14 protein-coding genes are annotated in these 16,433 nt (G+C 60.1%); 10 read left to right on the top strand and 4 right to left on the bottom strand.

Annotation, left to right across the window (positions count from 1 at the left end; translation table 11 throughout):
* Positions 1-132 precede the first annotated feature (132 nt).
* Complete coding sequence (locus TU82_RS15425) at positions 133-2,634, top strand: LuxR C-terminal-related transcriptional regulator (RefSeq protein ID WP_057724007.1); 2,502 nt, start codon at positions 133-135, stop codon at positions 2,632-2,634.
* Here TU82_RS15425 and TU82_RS15420 read toward each other — a convergent pair.
* Entirely contained in the window at positions 2,631-3,506 is an 876-nt protein-coding gene (locus tag TU82_RS15420; RefSeq protein WP_057724006.1) for a helix-turn-helix domain-containing protein, read from the bottom strand. The two genes, TU82_RS15425 and TU82_RS15420, sit on opposite strands and share 4 nt — an antisense overlap.
* A 136-nt stretch (positions 3,507-3,642) precedes the next feature.
* Here TU82_RS15420 and TU82_RS15415 point away from each other — a divergent pair, with 136 nt between their 5' ends.
* Positions 3,643-4,545: a DMT family transporter gene (locus TU82_RS15415; RefSeq protein WP_057724005.1), complete on the top strand. Its 903-nt coding sequence runs from the start codon at positions 3,643-3,645 to the stop codon at positions 4,543-4,545.
* 97 nt (positions 4,546-4,642) lie between these two features.
* Here the strand turns inward: TU82_RS15415 and norR are convergent, their stop codons facing one another.
* On the bottom strand, positions 4,643-6,187 hold the full coding sequence (gene norR, locus TU82_RS15410) for a nitric oxide reductase transcriptional regulator NorR (protein WP_057724004.1): 1,545 nt from the start codon (positions 6,185-6,187) through the stop codon (positions 4,643-4,645).
* 146 nt (positions 6,188-6,333) lie between these two features.
* On the opposite strand from norR, the gene hmpA reads away from it, so the two are divergent.
* The 8 genes from hmpA (at position 6,334) to queC (ending at position 14,682) form a co-directional block, all read left to right on the top strand.
* Complete coding sequence (gene hmpA, locus TU82_RS15405; RefSeq protein WP_057724003.1) at positions 6,334-7,515, top strand: NO-inducible flavohemoprotein; 1,182 nt, start codon at positions 6,334-6,336, stop codon at positions 7,513-7,515.
* A gap of 221 nt (positions 7,516-7,736) precedes the next feature.
* On the top strand, positions 7,737-8,243 hold the full coding sequence (locus TU82_RS15400; RefSeq protein WP_057724002.1) for a disulfide bond formation protein B: 507 nt from the start codon (positions 7,737-7,739) through the stop codon (positions 8,241-8,243).
* Between the two features lie 791 nt (positions 8,244-9,034).
* Positions 9,035-9,976: a ubiquinol oxidase subunit II gene (gene cyoA / locus TU82_RS15395; RefSeq protein ID WP_057724001.1), complete on the top strand. Its 942-nt coding sequence runs from the start codon at positions 9,035-9,037 to the stop codon at positions 9,974-9,976.
* Between the two features lie 3 nt (positions 9,977-9,979).
* Positions 9,980-11,998 (top strand): cytochrome o ubiquinol oxidase subunit I, encoded by a 2,019-nt coding sequence (gene cyoB / locus TU82_RS15390; RefSeq protein ID WP_057724000.1) that lies wholly within the window; start codon positions 9,980-9,982, stop codon positions 11,996-11,998.
* Positions 11,999-12,001: 3 nt separating this feature from the next.
* Positions 12,002-12,628 carry a cytochrome o ubiquinol oxidase subunit III gene (locus tag TU82_RS15385; protein WP_057723999.1) on the top strand — a complete coding sequence of 209 codons (627 nt, stop codon included), beginning with the start codon at positions 12,002-12,004 and terminating at the stop codon, positions 12,626-12,628.
* On the top strand, positions 12,628-12,963 hold the full coding sequence (gene cyoD / locus TU82_RS15380; RefSeq protein ID WP_003194051.1) for a cytochrome o ubiquinol oxidase subunit IV: 336 nt from the start codon (positions 12,628-12,630) through the stop codon (positions 12,961-12,963). Before TU82_RS15385 ends, cyoD begins: the two co-directional genes overlap by 1 nt.
* An 11-nt stretch (positions 12,964-12,974) precedes the next feature.
* Positions 12,975-13,862: a heme o synthase gene (gene cyoE, locus TU82_RS15375; RefSeq protein ID WP_003176002.1), complete on the top strand. Its 888-nt coding sequence runs from the start codon at positions 12,975-12,977 to the stop codon at positions 13,860-13,862.
* Positions 13,863-13,983: 121 nt separating this feature from the next.
* Entirely contained in the window at positions 13,984-14,682 is a 699-nt protein-coding gene (queC, locus tag TU82_RS15370; protein ID WP_057723998.1) for a 7-cyano-7-deazaguanine synthase QueC, read from the top strand.
* Between the two features lie 153 nt (positions 14,683-14,835).
* On the opposite strand, the gene TU82_RS15365 is transcribed toward queC, so the two are convergent.
* Positions 14,836-15,714, bottom strand: a complete 879-nt coding sequence (locus tag TU82_RS15365) for a queuosine precursor transporter (RefSeq protein ID WP_057723997.1) — start codon at positions 15,712-15,714, stop codon at positions 14,836-14,838.
* A complete protein-coding gene (locus tag TU82_RS15360; RefSeq protein WP_057723996.1) occupies positions 15,701-16,303 on the bottom strand; it encodes a helix-turn-helix transcriptional regulator in 603 nt (200 codons plus the stop codon). Before TU82_RS15360 ends, TU82_RS15365 begins: the two co-directional genes overlap by 14 nt.
* Between the last annotated feature and the right edge of the window lie 130 nt (positions 16,304-16,433).

The following is a 16,433-nucleotide window of genomic DNA, read 5'->3' as shown; positions in this document are numbered from 1 at the left end:
CCGCCATCGGGGGCAAGCCCCCTCCCACATTGGGTTTCGTGCATGTCCTTCAATCATTGTGCTGAATACTTCTTCAACAACCGCCCACCACAGGTCTAGGGTTGCATCACAATAAAAAAGCAGGATGCAGCAATGACCGCCATGACACGCTGCCTGGACCGTCCTGGATTCATGCCTCGGCTGTCCGCTCACCATGTGCTGCGCCCGCGCCTGGCCGCACCGTTGCTCGCGGCGCAGGCGCGCGTGAAGTTGTTGTGCGCGCCTGGCGGCAGTGGCAAGAGCGCGCTGCTCGCCGAGTGTGCACTGCAGGCGCCGCCCGGGTGCCAGGTGTACTGGCTGGCGCTCAATGGTGGCGTGGCATGCCCTGTCGATTTCTCCCGGCGCCTGGCGCACAGCCTTGGGCTGCCTTATACCGATGAAGCCACATTATTGCTGGACTTGGGGCGTTGGCAGCACCCGGCGTGGGTGTGCCTGGATGATTTCTGCCGCACGCCCGCTCCCGAACTGGACGCCTTGCTGGACCGATTGCTCACCGCCAGCAGCCCGGCGCTGACCTGGTGGTTGGGCGCGCGGCGCCGGCCATCGTGCAATTGGCCGCGGCTGTTGCTCGATGACGAATTGCTGGAATGCAGCAGCGCTGAGCTGGCCTTCAACGCTACGGAAATCCAGGCTTTGCTCGGCCCCGGGCGGAGCGTCGAGAGCGTCATGCAGTTCAGCGCGGGCTGGTGCGCAGGTGTGCGCATCGCGCTGCTCAATGACGGCCATCCCGATAAGACCGTGCTTGATTATCTGCAACACGAAGTGTTCAACGGCTTGCCGTCGGAGCTGGCCGAAGCCTGGCGGGTGCTTGCCAATCTGCCGCGCTTCAATACGGGCCTGTGTGAGCACCTGTTCGGCGCTGGTGACGGGGCTCAGTATCTGCGCGAGCTTCAAGCGCTCGGTGCGTTTATCCAGCCCTGGGAAGGCAGCACCGATTGGCTGCAGGTATTTGCCCCCCTGGCGTGCTTGCTGCGCGAAGAATCCTGGCCGGCCAGGCGCGCCTGGCACCGGCGCGCTTGCCAGTGGTTCAGCGCCGAGCAGGACTGGCAGGCCGCCTTCGAGCAGGCGCTGTTGGCGCAGGAATACGAAGCGGCGGTGAGCCTGTTGCAGCACTTCAGTTTCGAAGACTTGTTTCGCGGGCAAAATGCCCTGCTGCTGTTGCGCCTGCATGAGCAGCATGGTGATGAATTGATGCTCGGCTCGGCGCAATTGGTCGGGCTGGTCACGGCCGCACTGCTGTTTGCCGGGCGCTTCGAGCAGGCGGCGGTGTGCATCGACCAGTTGGCTCGATTCGCGCCGCGACCGACGGCGTCGGCGCAGCGTCATCTGGTGGCGCGCTGGCAGGCGCAGGCCGGCTGGCTGCTGCACCTGAGCGGCGATGCCGAGGGTTCCCGCGCGCATTTCCTCGAGGCGCTGCAAGCCTTGCCCGAGAGTGCCTGGACATCGCGTCTGATGTGCCTGTCGGGCCTGACCCAGCAAGCCTTGCTGCGCGGTGAGCTGGACGTCGCCCAGACCGTCAATCGTGAAGCGCTGTGCCTGGCCCGCGCCCACGGTTCGCTGGTGCTGGAGGCCTTGCTGGAGCTGGATCACGCCCAATTGCTGGAACAGCGCGGCGCGCCTTACCGGGCGCAAAGCTTGTTGGAAGGGGTGCAGGCGATGCTGGTCGAGCAGCGTTTGCAGGCGGGGCCACTGATGGGGCGTATCGCCCTGCGACGCGGGCATCTGGCATTGCGTCAAGGGCAGGACGCCCTGGCGGGTGAATGTTTCGAGGTCGGTATGAACATCTGCCTGCACAGCCAGGACAAACGGGTGCTGTACGGGTTTCTCGGGCTGGCGTTGCTGGCGGCCAATCGCGGTGATTACGCTCAAGCGTTTATCCAGTTGCGCGATGCCGAACGGCTGATGCAGCAGCGCCACGTCCCCGTGCTGGTATACCGCGCGGTACTGTTGTTGGTCAGCGGGCATTTCTGGTTGCAGCAGGGGCGCGCGGAATTGACGGTGGAAGCGATGCGCCGCGTACTGCGCCACTTTCATGGGCCCTGCGCCAAGCAGGCGCCGCCGGCTACGCTGGAATTGATCCCGCGTCTTGAGTACCTGCTGGTGCTGGCCGAAGTCAGGCTGGGCTGCGCTGAACAGCCGCTCGAGCGGCTCGGCGCCTTGCTCGCCAGCACCCGGCAACGCGGCATGCTGTGCCTGGAAACCGAACTGCACTTGGTGCTTGGCGAGGTAGCCTGGCGCCTGGGAGAGCCGGCCCGGGCGCGACTGGCCCTGCAGGCCGGCCTGCAATTGGCGGCGCGTTGCCAGGTGCAGCAGGCGGTTCGCGAGTTGCGTCTGCGCGCACCGGGGTTGTTGAGTGAGTTGGGGCTCGAACCGCAAGCGTCGCCCGTCGGCGTCACGCAAAACCCGTTGAGCCAGCGCGAACTGGAAGTGTTGCAGTTGATCGCCCTGGGCAACTCCAACCTGCAAATTGCCGACCGCCTGTATATCTCCCTGCACACCGTCAAGACCCATGCGCGGCGTATCCACAGCAAACTCGGGGTGGAGCGGCGCACCCAGGCAGTGGCCAAGGCCAAGACGCTGGGCTTGATGGGCTAGGCGCGAAAGGCCTGGCGATAGTCCCCAGGCGCCGCCCCCATGGCCTGGCGAAAGCGCTGGTTGAAATGACTGGCGCTGGAGAAACCGCACCTCAAGGCGATCTCCCCCACGGCCAGGGCGCTGCCGCGCAGCAGGCTCTTCGCACGGGCCAGCCGGCGCGCCAGCAAATACTGGTGCGGCGGCAGGCCGAAGCTCTGGCGGAACATGCGTGCGAAATGATACTCCGACAGTGCGCACAGGCCGGCCAGTTGGCCGAGGCTGATGGCGTCCTGCAGGTGCTGGTCGATGTACTCCACCAAGCGCCGCCGCTGGTGCGCGGCCAGCCCACCTTTCACCCGCAGTCCGTCGCGAACGCCAACCTGGCTGAGCAGGGTATGACTGAGCATTTCTTGAGCCAGGCTGCTGGTCAGCAGGCGCTCACCGGGCTCGTGCCAATTGAGGGCAATCAACTGGTGAAAGCGTGCGGCCAGGCGGGCGTCTTCGAGGAAGGTGCCTTCGCGCAATTGCAGTTCACGGGGTTCGCGGTCGAGCAGGGTGACGCAGCCGAGGGCAAATTGTTCGGGGCTGAAATACACATGGGCCAGGCGAATCTGGCCATTGATCACCCACGCCGATTGATGCTCGGCCGGCAGGATGCACAACTTGTCGGGACCGCCCTTGACGCCCGGCTGGTCACGGCGAAAGGTGCCGGTGCCGCCGCCGATGTAGCACGACAACGTGTGATGGCTGGGCGCCTGGTAATCCTGGGCGTCGTGGTGGTTGCTCCACAATGCTGCGGACAACCCGTCACCGAGCTCGGCGCAGGCCTGCAGGCGTGCGTTGGGCGAGCCGTTAAGGGCTTGAAAGACTTGCAGGGATTGAAGTGCTGACATCTTGTGTTCTCCGACGTTTGGCATCCTACCCCGCCGTCATGGCGCTGTGATCCCCGCTTCCGACAAAAGCGCAAGAATGTGCAAGAGAACGGCGCGCGGTAACAGCGACACTGGGGCTCACTTGCCGGAGCCCGCTATGAACCTTTCCCTGTATCTACTCACCGTACTGATCTGGGGCACCACCTGGATCGCACTCAAATGGCAGTTGGGCGTGGTGGCGATTCCCGTATCGATCGTTTATCGCTTCGGCCTGGCGGCGCTGGTGCTGTTCGTGCTGTTGCTGCTCAGCCGCCGGCTGCAGGTGATGAACCGGCGCGGGCACCTGATCTGCCTGGCCCAGGGCCTGTGCCTGTTTTGCGTCAATTTCATGTGTTTTCTCACCGCCAGCCAGTGGATCCCCAGCGGGCTGGTGGCGGTGGTGTTTTCCACGGCGACCTTGTGGAATGCGCTGAATGCCCGGGTGTTTTTCGGCCAGCGGGTCGCCCGCAATGTGGTGATGGGCGGTGCGCTTGGATTGCTGGGCCTGGGGTTCATGTTCTGGCCGGAAGTGGTCGGGCATACCGCCAGCCCGCAGACCTTGCTGGGTCTTGCCTTGGCGCTGCTGGGAACCCTGTGTTTCTCGGCGGGCAATATGCTGTCGAGCCTGCAACAGAAAGCCGGGCTCAAGCCGTTGACCACCAATGCCTGGGGCATGGCCTATGGCGCGGCGATGCTGGCGGCCTATTGCGCAGTGCGCGGTATTCCGTTCGAGATGGAGTGGAGCGCGCGGTATATCGGCGCGCTGGGGTACCTGGTGATCCCGGGGTCGGTGATAGGGTTTACCGCCTACCTCACCCTGGTCGGCCGCATGGGACCGGAGAAGGCGGCGTATTGCACGGTGTTGTTCCCGGTGGTGGCGCTGAACGTATCGGCATTTGCCGAGGGCTATCAGTGGACAGCCCCGGCGCTGGCGGGGTTGGTGCTGGTGATGCTGGGCAATGTGCTGGTGTTTCGCAAACCCCGGCCTGCCACCCCGATTTTCAATGCAAAGCAGGTCTAATGTGGGAGGGGGCTTGCCCCCGATAGCGGACTTGCAGTTGGCACATGCATCGACTGACACACTGCTATCGGGGGCAAGCCCCCTCCCACATTTCGGGTTATTTCAGGCCCAGGCGCCTGGCCATGCGGCCGAGGTTGGCGCGGTCCAGGCCCAGCTCGCGGGCGGCGCCGGCCCAGTTGTGTTGATGGCGCTCCAGGCAGGCGCTGATGACCTGGCGCTGGAAGTGCTCGGTGGCCTGGCGCAGGTCGCCGGTGACTTCGGGGGCGGTGGCGAGCGGTGCGTCGACGGCCGCTGCGCCGACATCCGGCAGGTCCAGGTCTGCGGCGCTCAGGCTGAGGATCTTCGGCCGCTCGCGGCTGTGGCCCAGGGCTTTGAGCGCGCTGCGTCCGATCAAGTGTTCCAGCTCGCGCACATTGCCCGGCCAGTCGTAGGCGAGCAGCGCGGCCTGGGCATCGCTGGTCAGACGCAGACTGCCCAGGCCCATGCGTGAGCGGTTGTGCTCCAGAAAAAAACCGGCCAGCAGCAGCACATCGCGCCCGCGTTCACGTAGCGCAGGCACTTTCAGCGGGTAGACGCTCAAGCGGTGGTAAAAGTCGGCGCGGTAGCGGCCAGTGCGCACTTCCTCAGCCAGGTCACGATTGGTCGCGGCAATCAGGCGCACATTCACCTGATGTTCCTTGTCCGAACCCAGGCGCTGCAACTGGCCGCTTTGCAGTACGCGCAGCAGCTTGGCCTGCACGGTCAGCGACAGCTCGCCCACTTCATCCAGGAACAGCGTGCCGCCATTGGCCAGCTCGAATTTGCCCCGGCGTTCATTCAGCGCGCCGGTGAAGGCGCCGCGCACATGGCCGAACAACTCGCTTTCCACCAGCGTCTCGGGCAGTGCGGCGCAGTTGAGGCTGATCAGCGGTTTGTCCGCACGCGCCGACGCAGCGTGGATCGCCTGGGCCACCAGCTCCTTGCCGACCCCGGTTTCACCGGTGATCAGCACGGTCAGGTCACTGCCGCCCACCAGTTTGATTTCCTCCACCAGATGTTTGTGCGCCTTGCTCTGGCCGATCATTTCCTTGTGCTGCTGGCCGCTGGCCTGACGGTAGATCTCGGCACGCTGATGTTCGTCTTCGGCGCGCAACGCCAGGCGTTCAATGCGTTCGGCGACATTGACCGTGGCGGCGGCCAGGCTGGCAAAGGCTTGCAGGGCGTCGAGTTCGACCCGTTCAAAGCGCTCTGTGTCGAGGGCGTCCAGGGTCAGCAGGCCCCAGGGCTGGTCGTCGACAAACAACGGGCAGCCCATGCAGTCGTGAACTTCCAGATGCCCGTGCAGACCCTCCACCAGGCCGTCGTAAGGGTCGGGCAACTGGCTGTCGCTATCGAAGCGGGTAGGGCCGGGGCTGCTCAGCAGCACCTCGAAACGCGGGTGCTCGCTGATCTTGAAGCGTCGGCCCAGGGTATCGGTGCTCAAGCCATCCACGGCCAGCGGCACCAGCCACTCGCCATCCAGGCGCAGCAACGCGGCGGCATCGCAGGGCAGCAGGGCGCGCATGGCTTGCAACAGGCGTCGATAGCGCTCGCCTTCGGGCAGTTCCCGGGACAGGTCGGCAACCAGCGGCAGCAGGGTGGTGAGCAGCGGTTTTGCAGTCATAATGACTCCTTGTAGTCCTTATGACTATAAGATGTAGGAAGTCATACTGACTACATAATATTTAAACTATTGAAAAATAACGTTTTATTGTTTGGCATGATTACTGATTACACAAAAGGCATGAGTGAAAAGACCAGGAGTCTCCCATGCTGAGTGCCCAAGACCGTGCCATCGTCAAATCCACCGTGCCCCTGCTGGAAAGTGGCGGGGAAGCGCTGATCACCCACTTCTACCGCATGATGCTCTGCGAATACCCGGAAGTCCGCCCCCTGTTCAACCAGGCCCATCAGGCCAGCGGCGACCAGCCGCGCGCCCTGGCCAATGGTGTGCTGATGTACGCGCGGCATATCGACCAGTTGGACCAGTTGGGCGACCTGGTGGCCAGGATCATCAACAAGCATGTGGCCTTGCAGATACTGCCCGAGCACTACCCGATCGTCGGTGCCTGCCTGCTGCGGGCTATTTCCGAGGTGCTGGGCAGCGAGATAGCCACCCCTGAAGTGATGAGCGCCTGGGGCGCGGCGTACGGCCAACTGGCGGATATCCTGATCGGCGCCGAAGCGGCTATCTATGACGAGAAAGCCCAGGCGCCTGGCGGCTGGCGCGGTGCGCGACCGTTCGTGCTGGTCAAGCGCGTGGCGGAGAGCGACGAGATCATCTCGTTCTATTTCGCCCCGGTGGACAACGGCCCGATCCTCAACGCCGCTCCCGGTCAGTACATCGGCATGAAGCTGGCGCTCGATGGCGAGGAAGTGCGGCGCAACTATTCCCTGTCGGCCCTGAGCGACGCCGGCCTGTACCGCATCAGCGTCAAGCGCGAAGCCGGTGGGCGGGTGTCCAACTACCTGCATGACCACCTGCACGTCGGTGCGACCATCGACCTGTTCCCGCCTGCCGGCGAGTTCACCCTGGCCGCCAGCGACAAGCCGCTGGTATTGATCAGCGGCGGCGTGGGCATTACGCCAACCCTGCCGATGCTTGAAGCGGCCCTGGCCAACGAGCGCCCGGTGCACTTTATCCACTGCGCGCGTAACGGCGGGGTGCATGCGTTCCGTGACTGGGTGGACACCCTGGCGGCCAGGCATCCGCAGCTCAAGCGCTTCTACTGCTACGCCGAGGACGACGGCGTGAGCCCGGCGGCGGACAAGGTCGGCCTGCTGAGCCAGGAACAACTGGCGGCGTGGTTGCCCGAGGAGCGCGATATTGATGCGTATTTCCTGGGGCCCAAGGGTTTCATGGCTGCGATCAAACGGCACCTGAAGGCGCTGGGTGTGCCCGAGAAACAAAGTCGCTACGAGTTCTTCGGCCCGGCGGCATCGCTGGAATAGGTTCTTCGCAGCAGCAGTGAGCCAATGTGGGAGGGGGCTTGCCCCCGATAGCGGTGGATCAGTCAGCTTGTTTTTCACTGACACATCGCATCGGGGGCAAGCCCCCTCCCACATTGGGTTCTCCATTTTTCTTGATTAATCCGGTGTTAACCCTTCTCTGTTTTAACCACTGCCTGTGTGTAAACTTGTTGCCATCAGGCACAAAACAAAGGAAACCGGAGATGAGTGACGAAATGCGTTTAGGCAGGGAGCGGCGCTTTCTGGTGTTGCTGGGCATCATCTGCCTGGCGCTGATCGGCGGCGCGCTGTACATGCAAGTGGTGCTGGGCGAAGCGCCATGCCCGCTGTGCATCCTGCAACGCTACGCCTTGCTGCTGATCGCGCTCTTTGCGTTCATCGGGGCCGCGATGCGCACCAAAGGAGCGGTCACGTTCTTTGAAGGCCTGGTGGTGCTCAGCGCCGTGGGCGGTGTGGCGGCTGCCGGTCACCATGTGTACACCCAGTTCTTCCCTCAGGTCAGTTGCGGCATCGATGTGTTGCAGCCGATCGTTGACGATCTGCCCCTGGCCAAAGTGTTTCCCCTGGGCTTTCAGGTCGACGGCTTCTGCAGCACGCCTTATCCGCCGATCCTCGGCCTGTCCCTGGCGCAATGGGCCTTGGTGGCGTTCGTGCTGACCGTGATCCTGGTGCCGCTGTGCATCTATCGTAATCGCCACCCCAAAGCCTGAATCCAACCCACAAAACGCCCCGGTCTGCTTGAGTGAAGGCCGGGGCGTTTTTGTTTGCCGGGATTTGTGAAAGCGCCGTGACGAGCGGCAACGAAAGCGCTGCGCAGCGTGCGACATGTTGTCACACGGAGGTTGTCGCAGGCGGTTCGAAACCGGCCGAACCAGCCCCTGTATTTGCATCCGGTGTGCAAACTGTGCTGTCAGTTCGTGGTTTGAAAGACACCGCCAGGCGCGTGGAGTTCGAGCGCCGGACGGGTCTGCGAATGCCTTGTTTTCTGGGGACTTTACCGCGTTTACCTTACCCTTACAGTGCGTAAGGGGAGTGGCAATCTGCCCAATGACAACGCAGTTTTTGTGGTTTTTGTTGAGAATTGAACGCGATAACATCGCGAACCCTTGCAGGAATGGTGAAGTATTATTGCTGTAATCGATAAAAATTATTTCTTTATCAGACATGGTTTATACATCGCTAGCTAACTACAATCGCCCGCACTGAATGTCCGGTGCTGTTCAATATTTGAGCATTGGAGCGGTCGAGGAGCAGATGGAAGGCTCTGTGCGATCCCAGGTTCCGGCAGCCTTTCAACTATCCGCACCAAATGGAATTGGTCTGTAACAAGGCCTTTAGCCACGAAATCGAATAAGAACTCACCGCAGGTCCGTGAAACGTTCCTTTATGACGTGATGGGCAGGCTCTTATTCAATCGAAGAGAAATGCCAACCCTTGGCAGGGTGAAGTGTTGGCGATCAAAACCCAACTGCATTGCGCAAGCTGCTTTAGAGGTCGTGAGATGAGTAAAAACAGGTACCCCCGATTACTAGGCTTTTTGCCGCTGCTTGGCATGATGTTAATGCTGGGAGGCTGCAAGTGGACCTTGCTCGACCCAAAAGGACAGGTCGGTCTGGATGAACGAAACCTGATCATCACCGCCACCCTGCTGATGCTGCTGGTCGTGGTGCCTGTGATCATCATGACGTTCGCCTTCGCCTGGAAATACCGCGCGTCGAACACCAGCGCCACCTACGCGCCGAAGTGGTCGCACTCCACCAAGATCGAAATCGCGGTGTGGCTGGTCCCGATCCTCATCATCATTGCCCTGGGTTATGTGACTTACAAGTCCACCCACGCACTGGACCCGTACCGTCCGCTGGAATCGGACGTCAAGCCGATCAACATCGAAGTGGTCGCGCTGGACTGGAAGTGGCTGTTCATCTACCCGGACCTGGGTATCGCCACCGTGAACCAGATCCGCTTCCCGGAGCACACCCCGCTGAACTTCAAGATCACCTCCGACGCCGTGATGAACTCGTTCTTCATCCCGGCCCTGGGCGGTCAGATCTACGCGATGGCAGGCATGCAGACCAAGCTGCACCTGATCGCCAACCAGAAAGCTGAAATGGAAGGCATCTCCGCCAACTACAGCGGCGCTGGCTTCACCGGCATGAAATTCAAAGCGATCTCGACGAGCCAGGAAGACTTCAACGCCTGGGTAGCCGAAGTCAAGGCCGCACCTAAACAGCTTGATCAAGCTGAATACGACGCCCTGACCAAACCAAGCCAGAACAACCCTGTCGCGCTGTACTCCGCGTTTGAGCCGAACCTGTTTCAGAAAATCGTCGACAAGTACGAAGGTATGAAGCCAGGCAAGCCGGTCAAGCACGAGAAGAAAGAAGTGGCCGCGGTTGAAGGTTCTGACACAGGCGCGCATTCAACTGCTGGGGCAGAGGAGTAAACGATGTTTGGTAAATTAAGTTGGGATGCGGTCCCGTTCCACGAGCCGATTGTGATGATTACCATCGCCATGATCGCGCTGGGTGGTCTGGCACTGTTTGCAGGTATCACCTACTTCAAGAAGTGGACCTACCTGTGGACCGAGTGGCTGACGTCGGTCGACCACAAGAAAATCGGCGTCATGTACGTCATCGTGGCCATGGTCATGCTGCTGCGTGGTTTTGCCGACGCCATCATGATGCGTACCCAGCTGGCCATGGCCACCGAGGGTTCGCCTGGCTACCTGCCGCCTGAACACTATGACCAGATCTTCACCGCCCACGGTGTGATCATGATCATCTTCATGGCGATGCCTTTCTTCACCGGCCTGATGAACCTTGCCTTGCCGCTGCAGATCGGTGCGCGTGACGTTGCCTACCCGTTCCTGAACTCCCTGAGCTTCTGGCTGCTGGTGTCGGGCGTGGTGCTGATCAACGTGTCCCTGGGCGTCGGCGAATTCGCCAAGACCGGTTGGGTTGCGTATCCGCCATTGTCGGGCCTGCAATACAGCCCTGGCGTCGGTGTGGACTACTACATCTGGGCGCTGCAGTTATCAGGACTCGGGACGACATTGACGGGGGTCAACTTCCTGGCCACCGTCCTGAAGATGCGCGCCCCTGGCATGAAACTGATGGACATGCCGATCTTCACCTGGACCTGCACCTGGGCAAACGTCCTGATCGTGGCTTCGTTCCCGATCCTGGCCGCTACCATGGCGCTGCTGTCGCTTGACCGTTACCTGGATTTCCACATTTTCACCAATGAACTTGGTGGCAATCCAATGATGTACGTGAACCTGTTCTGGGCGTGGGGTCACCCTGAGGTGTACATCCTGATCCTGCCGGCGTTCGGTATCTTCTCCGAAGTGATCTCGACCTTTACCGGCAAGCGCCTGTTCGGTCACCACTCGATGGTCTACGCCTCGGGCGCCATCTCGGTACTGGGCTTCATGGTGTGGCTGCACCACTTCTTCACCATGGGTTCGGGGGCCAGCGTCAACGCCTTCTTCGGCCTGGCGACGATGCTGATTTCCATCCCGACGGGGGTGAAGCTGTTCAACTGGCTGTTCACCATCTACCACGGTCGTCTGCGCATGACCAGCCAGGTCCTGTGGACCCTGGGCTTCATGGTGACCTTCGCCATCGGCGGCATGACCGGCGTACTGCTGGCCATTCCGGGTGCTGACTTCGTACTGCACAACAGCCTGTTCGTGATCGCTCACTTCCACAACGTGATCATCGGCGGCGCGGTATTCGGTTACATCGCCGGTTTCAGCTTCTACTTCCCGAAAGCGTTCGGCTTCAAGCTGCACGAAGGCTGGGGCAAGGCTGCCTTCTGGTTCTGGATCTCGGGCTTCTTCGTCGCGTTCATGCCGCTCTATGCACTGGGCTTCATGGGCATGACCCGTCGTTTGAACGCTACCACCAACCCTGAGTGGGTGCCGTACCTGTACGTTGCCATGTTCGGTGCGCTGATGATTGCTGCGGGCATCGCCTGCCAGCTGATCCAGCTGTATGTGAGCGTCCGTGACCGTAAGCAGAACGCCTGCGAATCCGGTGACCCATGGAATGGCCACACCCTGGAATGGTCGACTTCGTCGCCGCCACCGTTCTACAACTTCGCCGTGATTCCTACCGCGAATACCATTGATGCGTTCACCGAAGCCAAGGAAGACGGTACCGCGTACCAGAAACCTGCGCACTACGAGCCGATCCACATGCCGAACAACACCGCCACCGGCGTGGTGATGGGTGCGCTGTTGACCGTGTTCGGTTTCGCGATGATCTGGCACATCTGGTGGCTGGCGATCGTGGGCCTGGTGGGCACTATCGGTTACTTCATCATTCACGCTGCCCGTGATGATCAAGGCTACATGGTGCCGGTCGAAACGATCGAACGCATCGAAGCCGAGCAGCACGCTCGCCTGGTAGCCGAGAAGAAGATTCCGGCCAACCGTGTAGAAACCTCGTTGGAACAGGCTTAAACCATGTCGAACTTAGTGACCAATGCTGGACACGCCCATGTCGATGACCATGGGCACGATGACCATCACCACGACTCGGGGCCAATAACCGTCTTCGGTTTCTGGCTCTACCTGATGACCGACTGCATCTTGTTTGCGTCGATCTTTGCGGTGTACGCGGTACTGGTAAACAACGTAGCGGGTGGCCCGTCGGGCCACGACATCTTCGAACTGCCTTACGTGCTCGGCGAAACCGCCTTGCTGTTGTTCAGTTCGATCACCTACGGCTTCGCCATGTTGGCCTTCTACAAGGGCAACAAGAAAGGCGTACTGAGCTGGTTGGCACTGACCTTCCTGTTCGGCCTGGGCTTCATCGGCATGGAGATCAACGAGTTCCACCTGCTGATCTCCGAAGGCTACGGCCCGCACCGTTCCGGTTTCCTGTCGGCGTTCTTCACGCTGGTCGGCACCCACGGTCTGCACGTATCCGCCGGCCTGCTGTGGATGGCGGTGATGATGTATCAGGTCAATAAGCACGGCCTGACCAACACCAACAAGACCCGCCTGAGCTGCCTGAGCCTGTTCTGGCACTTCCTGGACGTGGTCTGGATCTGCGTATTCACCGTCGTTTACTTGATGGGGACTCTGTAATGGCTAATGCACACTCCCATGACAGCCACGATTCAAGCCACGGCAGCGTAAAGTCTTACGCCATTGGCTTCATCCTGTCGGTCATCCTGACCCTGATCCCGTTCGGCCTGGTGATGTACCCAACCCTGCCGAAGTCGATCACCTTGATGATCGTGTTGGCGTTCGCAGTGATTCAGGTCCTGGTTCACCTGGTGTACTTCCTGCACCTGGATCGTTCCAAAGAGCAGCGCGAGAACGTGATTGCGTTCGTGTTCGCAGGCCTGGTGATCGTTCTGCTGGTTGGTCTGTCGCTGTGGATCATGTTCAGCATCCACACCTACATGATGGCGAAGTGAGGTAAAACCCGATGTCGCTTAAGCACTTTATCCAAATCACCAAACCGGGGATCATTTTCGGTAACGTGCTTTCTGTGGCGGGCGGTTTCTTCCTGGCCTCCAAGGGGCATGTCGATCTGGCCATCTTTCTGGCTGCAATGATCGGCACGTCCCTGGTGGTAGCTTCCGGATGCGTGTTCAACAACTGCATCGACCGTGACATCGACATCAAGATGGAGCGCACCAAGAATCGCGTGCTGGTCCAGGGGCTTATCTCCCTGAAACTGGCACTGATCTTTGCGACCGTCCTGGGTGTTGCGGGCGTGGTGTTGTTGTACAAGGTGGCCAACCCGCTGGCGGCGCTGTTTGCCGTGATCGGCTTTGTCATCTACGTCGGCCTCTACAGCCTCTACCTCAAGCGCAAGTCGGTGCACGGCACGCTGGTGGGAAGTCTGTCGGGGGCGATGCCGCCGGTGATTGGTTATGTGGCTGTGACCAATAGCTTCGACATGGCCGCGCTGGTGCTGCTGGTGATGTTCAGCCTGTGGCAGATGCCGCATTCCTACGCCATCGCAATTTTCCGCTTCAATGACTACCTGGCTGCGTCGATTCCGGTTCTGCCGGTCAAGCGTGGCATTCAGGTAGCCAAGAAACACATCCTGCTCTACATCCTGGCCTTCCTCGTGGCGACCTTGATGTTGACCTTCAGTGGCTACGCCGGCATGAGCTACCTCGCCGTCGCCGCGGCCATGGGCATGTACTGGTTGTACATGGCCTGGACCGGCTACAAGGCGGTGGATGACACCGTCTGGGCGCGCAAGCTGTTCGTGTTCTCGATCTTCACCATCACCGCGCTCAGCGTGATGATGTCCCTGGATTTCCAGGTACCGAAAGAGCTGTTGCTGACCTACGCACACTGAGTGGTCTGAGCAGTAAAGGCCCCGCCTTCGCAAGAAGCGCGGGGTTTTTTATGGTATGCCCTTTATGATCGCGAGCAAGCTCGCTCCTATACCCAATTCTTCGAATGCAGGAAGCAACGCAATGAGTAAAAAAGCCGTTATGGTCTTCAGTGGCGGGCAGGACTCGACCACCTGCCTGATCCAGGCATTGAAGCAGTATGACGAAGTGCACTGCATCACCTTCGATTATGGCCAGCGCCATGTGGCGGAGATCGACGTGGCCCGCACGTTGGCCAAGCAGTTGGGCGCCACCGTGCACAAGGTGATGGATGTGTCCCTGCTCAATGAGCTGGCGATCAGCAGCCTTACCCGTGACAACATCCCCGTGCCCACGGTGAACAGCTCAGGGGAAAGCCTGCCGAGCACCTTCGTGCCGGGGCGTAACATCCTGTTCCTGACCCTGGCCGCGATCTACGCCTATCAAGTGAAGGCCGAGAGCGTGATCACCGGCGTGTGCGAAACCGATTTCTCGGGTTACCCGGATTGCCGCGACGAGTTCGTCAAGGCGCTGAACCAGGCCCTGAAGCTGGGCATGGAATACGATGTGCGCCTCGATACCCCGCTGATGTGGCTGAACAAGGCCGAGACCTGGGCCCTGGCCGATTACTACGAGCAGTTGAAGCTGGTACGCGAGCAGACGCTGACCTGCTACAACGGCGTCATAGGGACAGGCTGCGGCAACTGCGATGCGTGCAACCTGCGCGCCCGGGGTTTGAATGAATATCTGCAGAACAAGGCGGATGTCATGCACAGCCTCAAGCACAAGCTGCAGTTGACGTAACTCGATCAGGAGCCAAGTGAGGTCAAAATGTGGGAGGGGGCTTGCCCCCGATGGCGGTGTGTCAGTTAAAAATGCGCTGACTGACACTGCCTCATCGGGGGCAAGTCGAATCGTCGCACCGCCCCTCCCACAAAGTTATCCATCAGCCAATGGTCAGGCGTTGGCGCTGGTCAGATAACGCTTGAACAACGACCGCGCCCCATAGGCCGGCAGGATATTGAAAAACGCAAAGCCGACTTTGATCGCGATCTGCACATAGATCATGCTCAGGATATCGCTGGTCTGCATCACGCCATAGAAGGCGATAAAGCAGAACAGGACGCTGTCGATAATGACCGCAAAGAACGTACTGAGGAAAATCCGCAGGTACAGGTACCTGGAGTTGGTCAGCTCCTTGATTTTGCACAGCAGATAAGAGTTGATGTTCTCCGACACCAGGAACGACACCGACGAGGCGATCAGCACCGACGAGACCTGCAGGATCACGTCGTTGTACGGCCCATCGAGTTTCCAGCCCGGCAGCCCGGGCAGAAAGGTCGAGCCGTAGAGCAGGATGATGATCATCGCGTTACTGGCAAACGCAAACAGAATCGCCCTGCGCGCCAGGCGCAGCCCGAAGTTTTCATTCAGCAGGTCCACGATCAGAAAGGTCAGGGGATACAGGAACGTGCCCGGCGTCACGATGATGCCCATGGATTCCAGATAGATCGGTTTGGTCGCGGCAATACTGGTAAAGATATAAAACGTGAACAGCAGCAAATTCAGGATGATGTAGATCATCCACGAGTTTTCATTGCGGTCGTTCATGTCATACGCCGTGAGTGCACCGCCTTGTGAATAGAACTTCTTGTAGAGGTTCTTGATTTCCATCCGGTTGAAGTTGTCCATCATTTCGCTGTTGAGCACGTCACTGAGCTTGATCTTGATGACCTTGCCCGTGGCAATCACCATGATCACCGCCAGGCGCTTGTCATTTTCAAAGCCCAGCAGCTTGTATTTGCTGTTTTCAACCGGTGCTTCAAGCATGCTCATTGAAGCGCTCCTCGAGGATATCGCCGATGACACACAGGCGGTCTGAGTTCGCACAGGGTTCGAGGGTAATGAAGAGTTTGGTGGTGGCGCGGTCGTACACCAGCTTTTCCTTGTCGTCGCTGCACGCGCCTTTTTGCACGATCAGCACGTCCCCTGGCTCGTTGAGGCCGGGAATGGCGTGTTCCAGCAGTACGCCGATCAAGTTGCAGGACAGGCCGAAGTAGTATGTCAGGGGGAAAAGCGTGGACAGCTCACCGATACGCTTGCCCAGGTGCTGCATGACCAGGCTTTCCTTGAGCACAGGCACCGCCGCCGGGTTCATATTGCCCAGGGGCGAAACATGGCTCTCGATGATTTCCTTGGCCTCGAAATCGATGGTCTCGATTTCTTCGTAGGAGACACCGAAGAAGTCGGAGATTTTTCGCAGGGTCGACTGTTGTACGTTGGCGACCTTGCCTTCCAGGATGTTGTAGATGGTGGTCCTGGTCAGGCCGGCGGCGCTGCTTAACGAAAGCTGGGTTTCGCCGCGACTTTTGATCAAGTACCTGATGTTGCTCTTCAGGTGCTCGGTTTTTTCCCGTCTGTGCATCACGTGCTCACCCGCTCCTTTTAGTCATGATCGTCCATTTTTCCTTTGCGAAACCGCCGATTTAGAGCCCGCCATGGGGCTATTCAGCTTCGCGATCGGGAGTGTTACATGCGTGTTGCTCAACAATAAA

Source organism: Pseudomonas orientalis, assembly GCF_001439815.1.
GTDB classification, from domain to species: domain Bacteria; phylum Pseudomonadota; class Gammaproteobacteria; order Pseudomonadales; family Pseudomonadaceae; genus Aquipseudomonas; species Aquipseudomonas orientalis.
This window is presented reverse-complemented; position numbering and strand designations above follow the sequence as displayed.

Coding starts and splice junctions, on each gene's coding strand:
- cyoA (WP_057724001.1), top strand. CDS start 9,035: ATGAGTAAAAACAGGTACCCCCGATTACTAGGCTTTTTGCCGCTGCTT.
- cyoE (WP_003176002.1), top strand. CDS start 12,975: ATGTCGCTTAAGCACTTTATCCAAATCACCAAACCGGGGATCATTTTC.
- cyoB (WP_057724000.1), top strand. CDS start 9,980: ATGTTTGGTAAATTAAGTTGGGATGCGGTCCCGTTCCACGAGCCGATT.
- TU82_RS15365 (WP_057723997.1), bottom strand. CDS start 15,714: ATGAGCATGCTTGAAGCACCGGTTGAAAACAGCAAATACAAGCTGCTG.
- hmpA (WP_057724003.1), top strand. CDS start 6,334: ATGCTGAGTGCCCAAGACCGTGCCATCGTCAAATCCACCGTGCCCCTG.
- norR (WP_057724004.1), bottom strand. CDS start 6,187: ATGACTGCAAAACCGCTGCTCACCACCCTGCTGCCGCTGGTTGCCGAC.
- TU82_RS15420 (WP_057724006.1), bottom strand. CDS start 3,506: ATGTCAGCACTTCAATCCCTGCAAGTCTTTCAAGCCCTTAACGGCTCG.
- queC (WP_057723998.1), top strand. CDS start 13,984: ATGAGTAAAAAAGCCGTTATGGTCTTCAGTGGCGGGCAGGACTCGACC.
- TU82_RS15425 (WP_057724007.1), top strand. CDS start 133: ATGACCGCCATGACACGCTGCCTGGACCGTCCTGGATTCATGCCTCGG.
- TU82_RS15415 (WP_057724005.1), top strand. CDS start 3,643: ATGAACCTTTCCCTGTATCTACTCACCGTACTGATCTGGGGCACCACC.
- cyoD (WP_003194051.1), top strand. CDS start 12,628: ATGGCTAATGCACACTCCCATGACAGCCACGATTCAAGCCACGGCAGC.
- TU82_RS15360 (WP_057723996.1), bottom strand. CDS start 16,303: ATGCACAGACGGGAAAAAACCGAGCACCTGAAGAGCAACATCAGGTAC.
- TU82_RS15400 (WP_057724002.1), top strand. CDS start 7,737: ATGAGTGACGAAATGCGTTTAGGCAGGGAGCGGCGCTTTCTGGTGTTG.
- TU82_RS15385 (WP_057723999.1), top strand. CDS start 12,002: ATGTCGAACTTAGTGACCAATGCTGGACACGCCCATGTCGATGACCAT.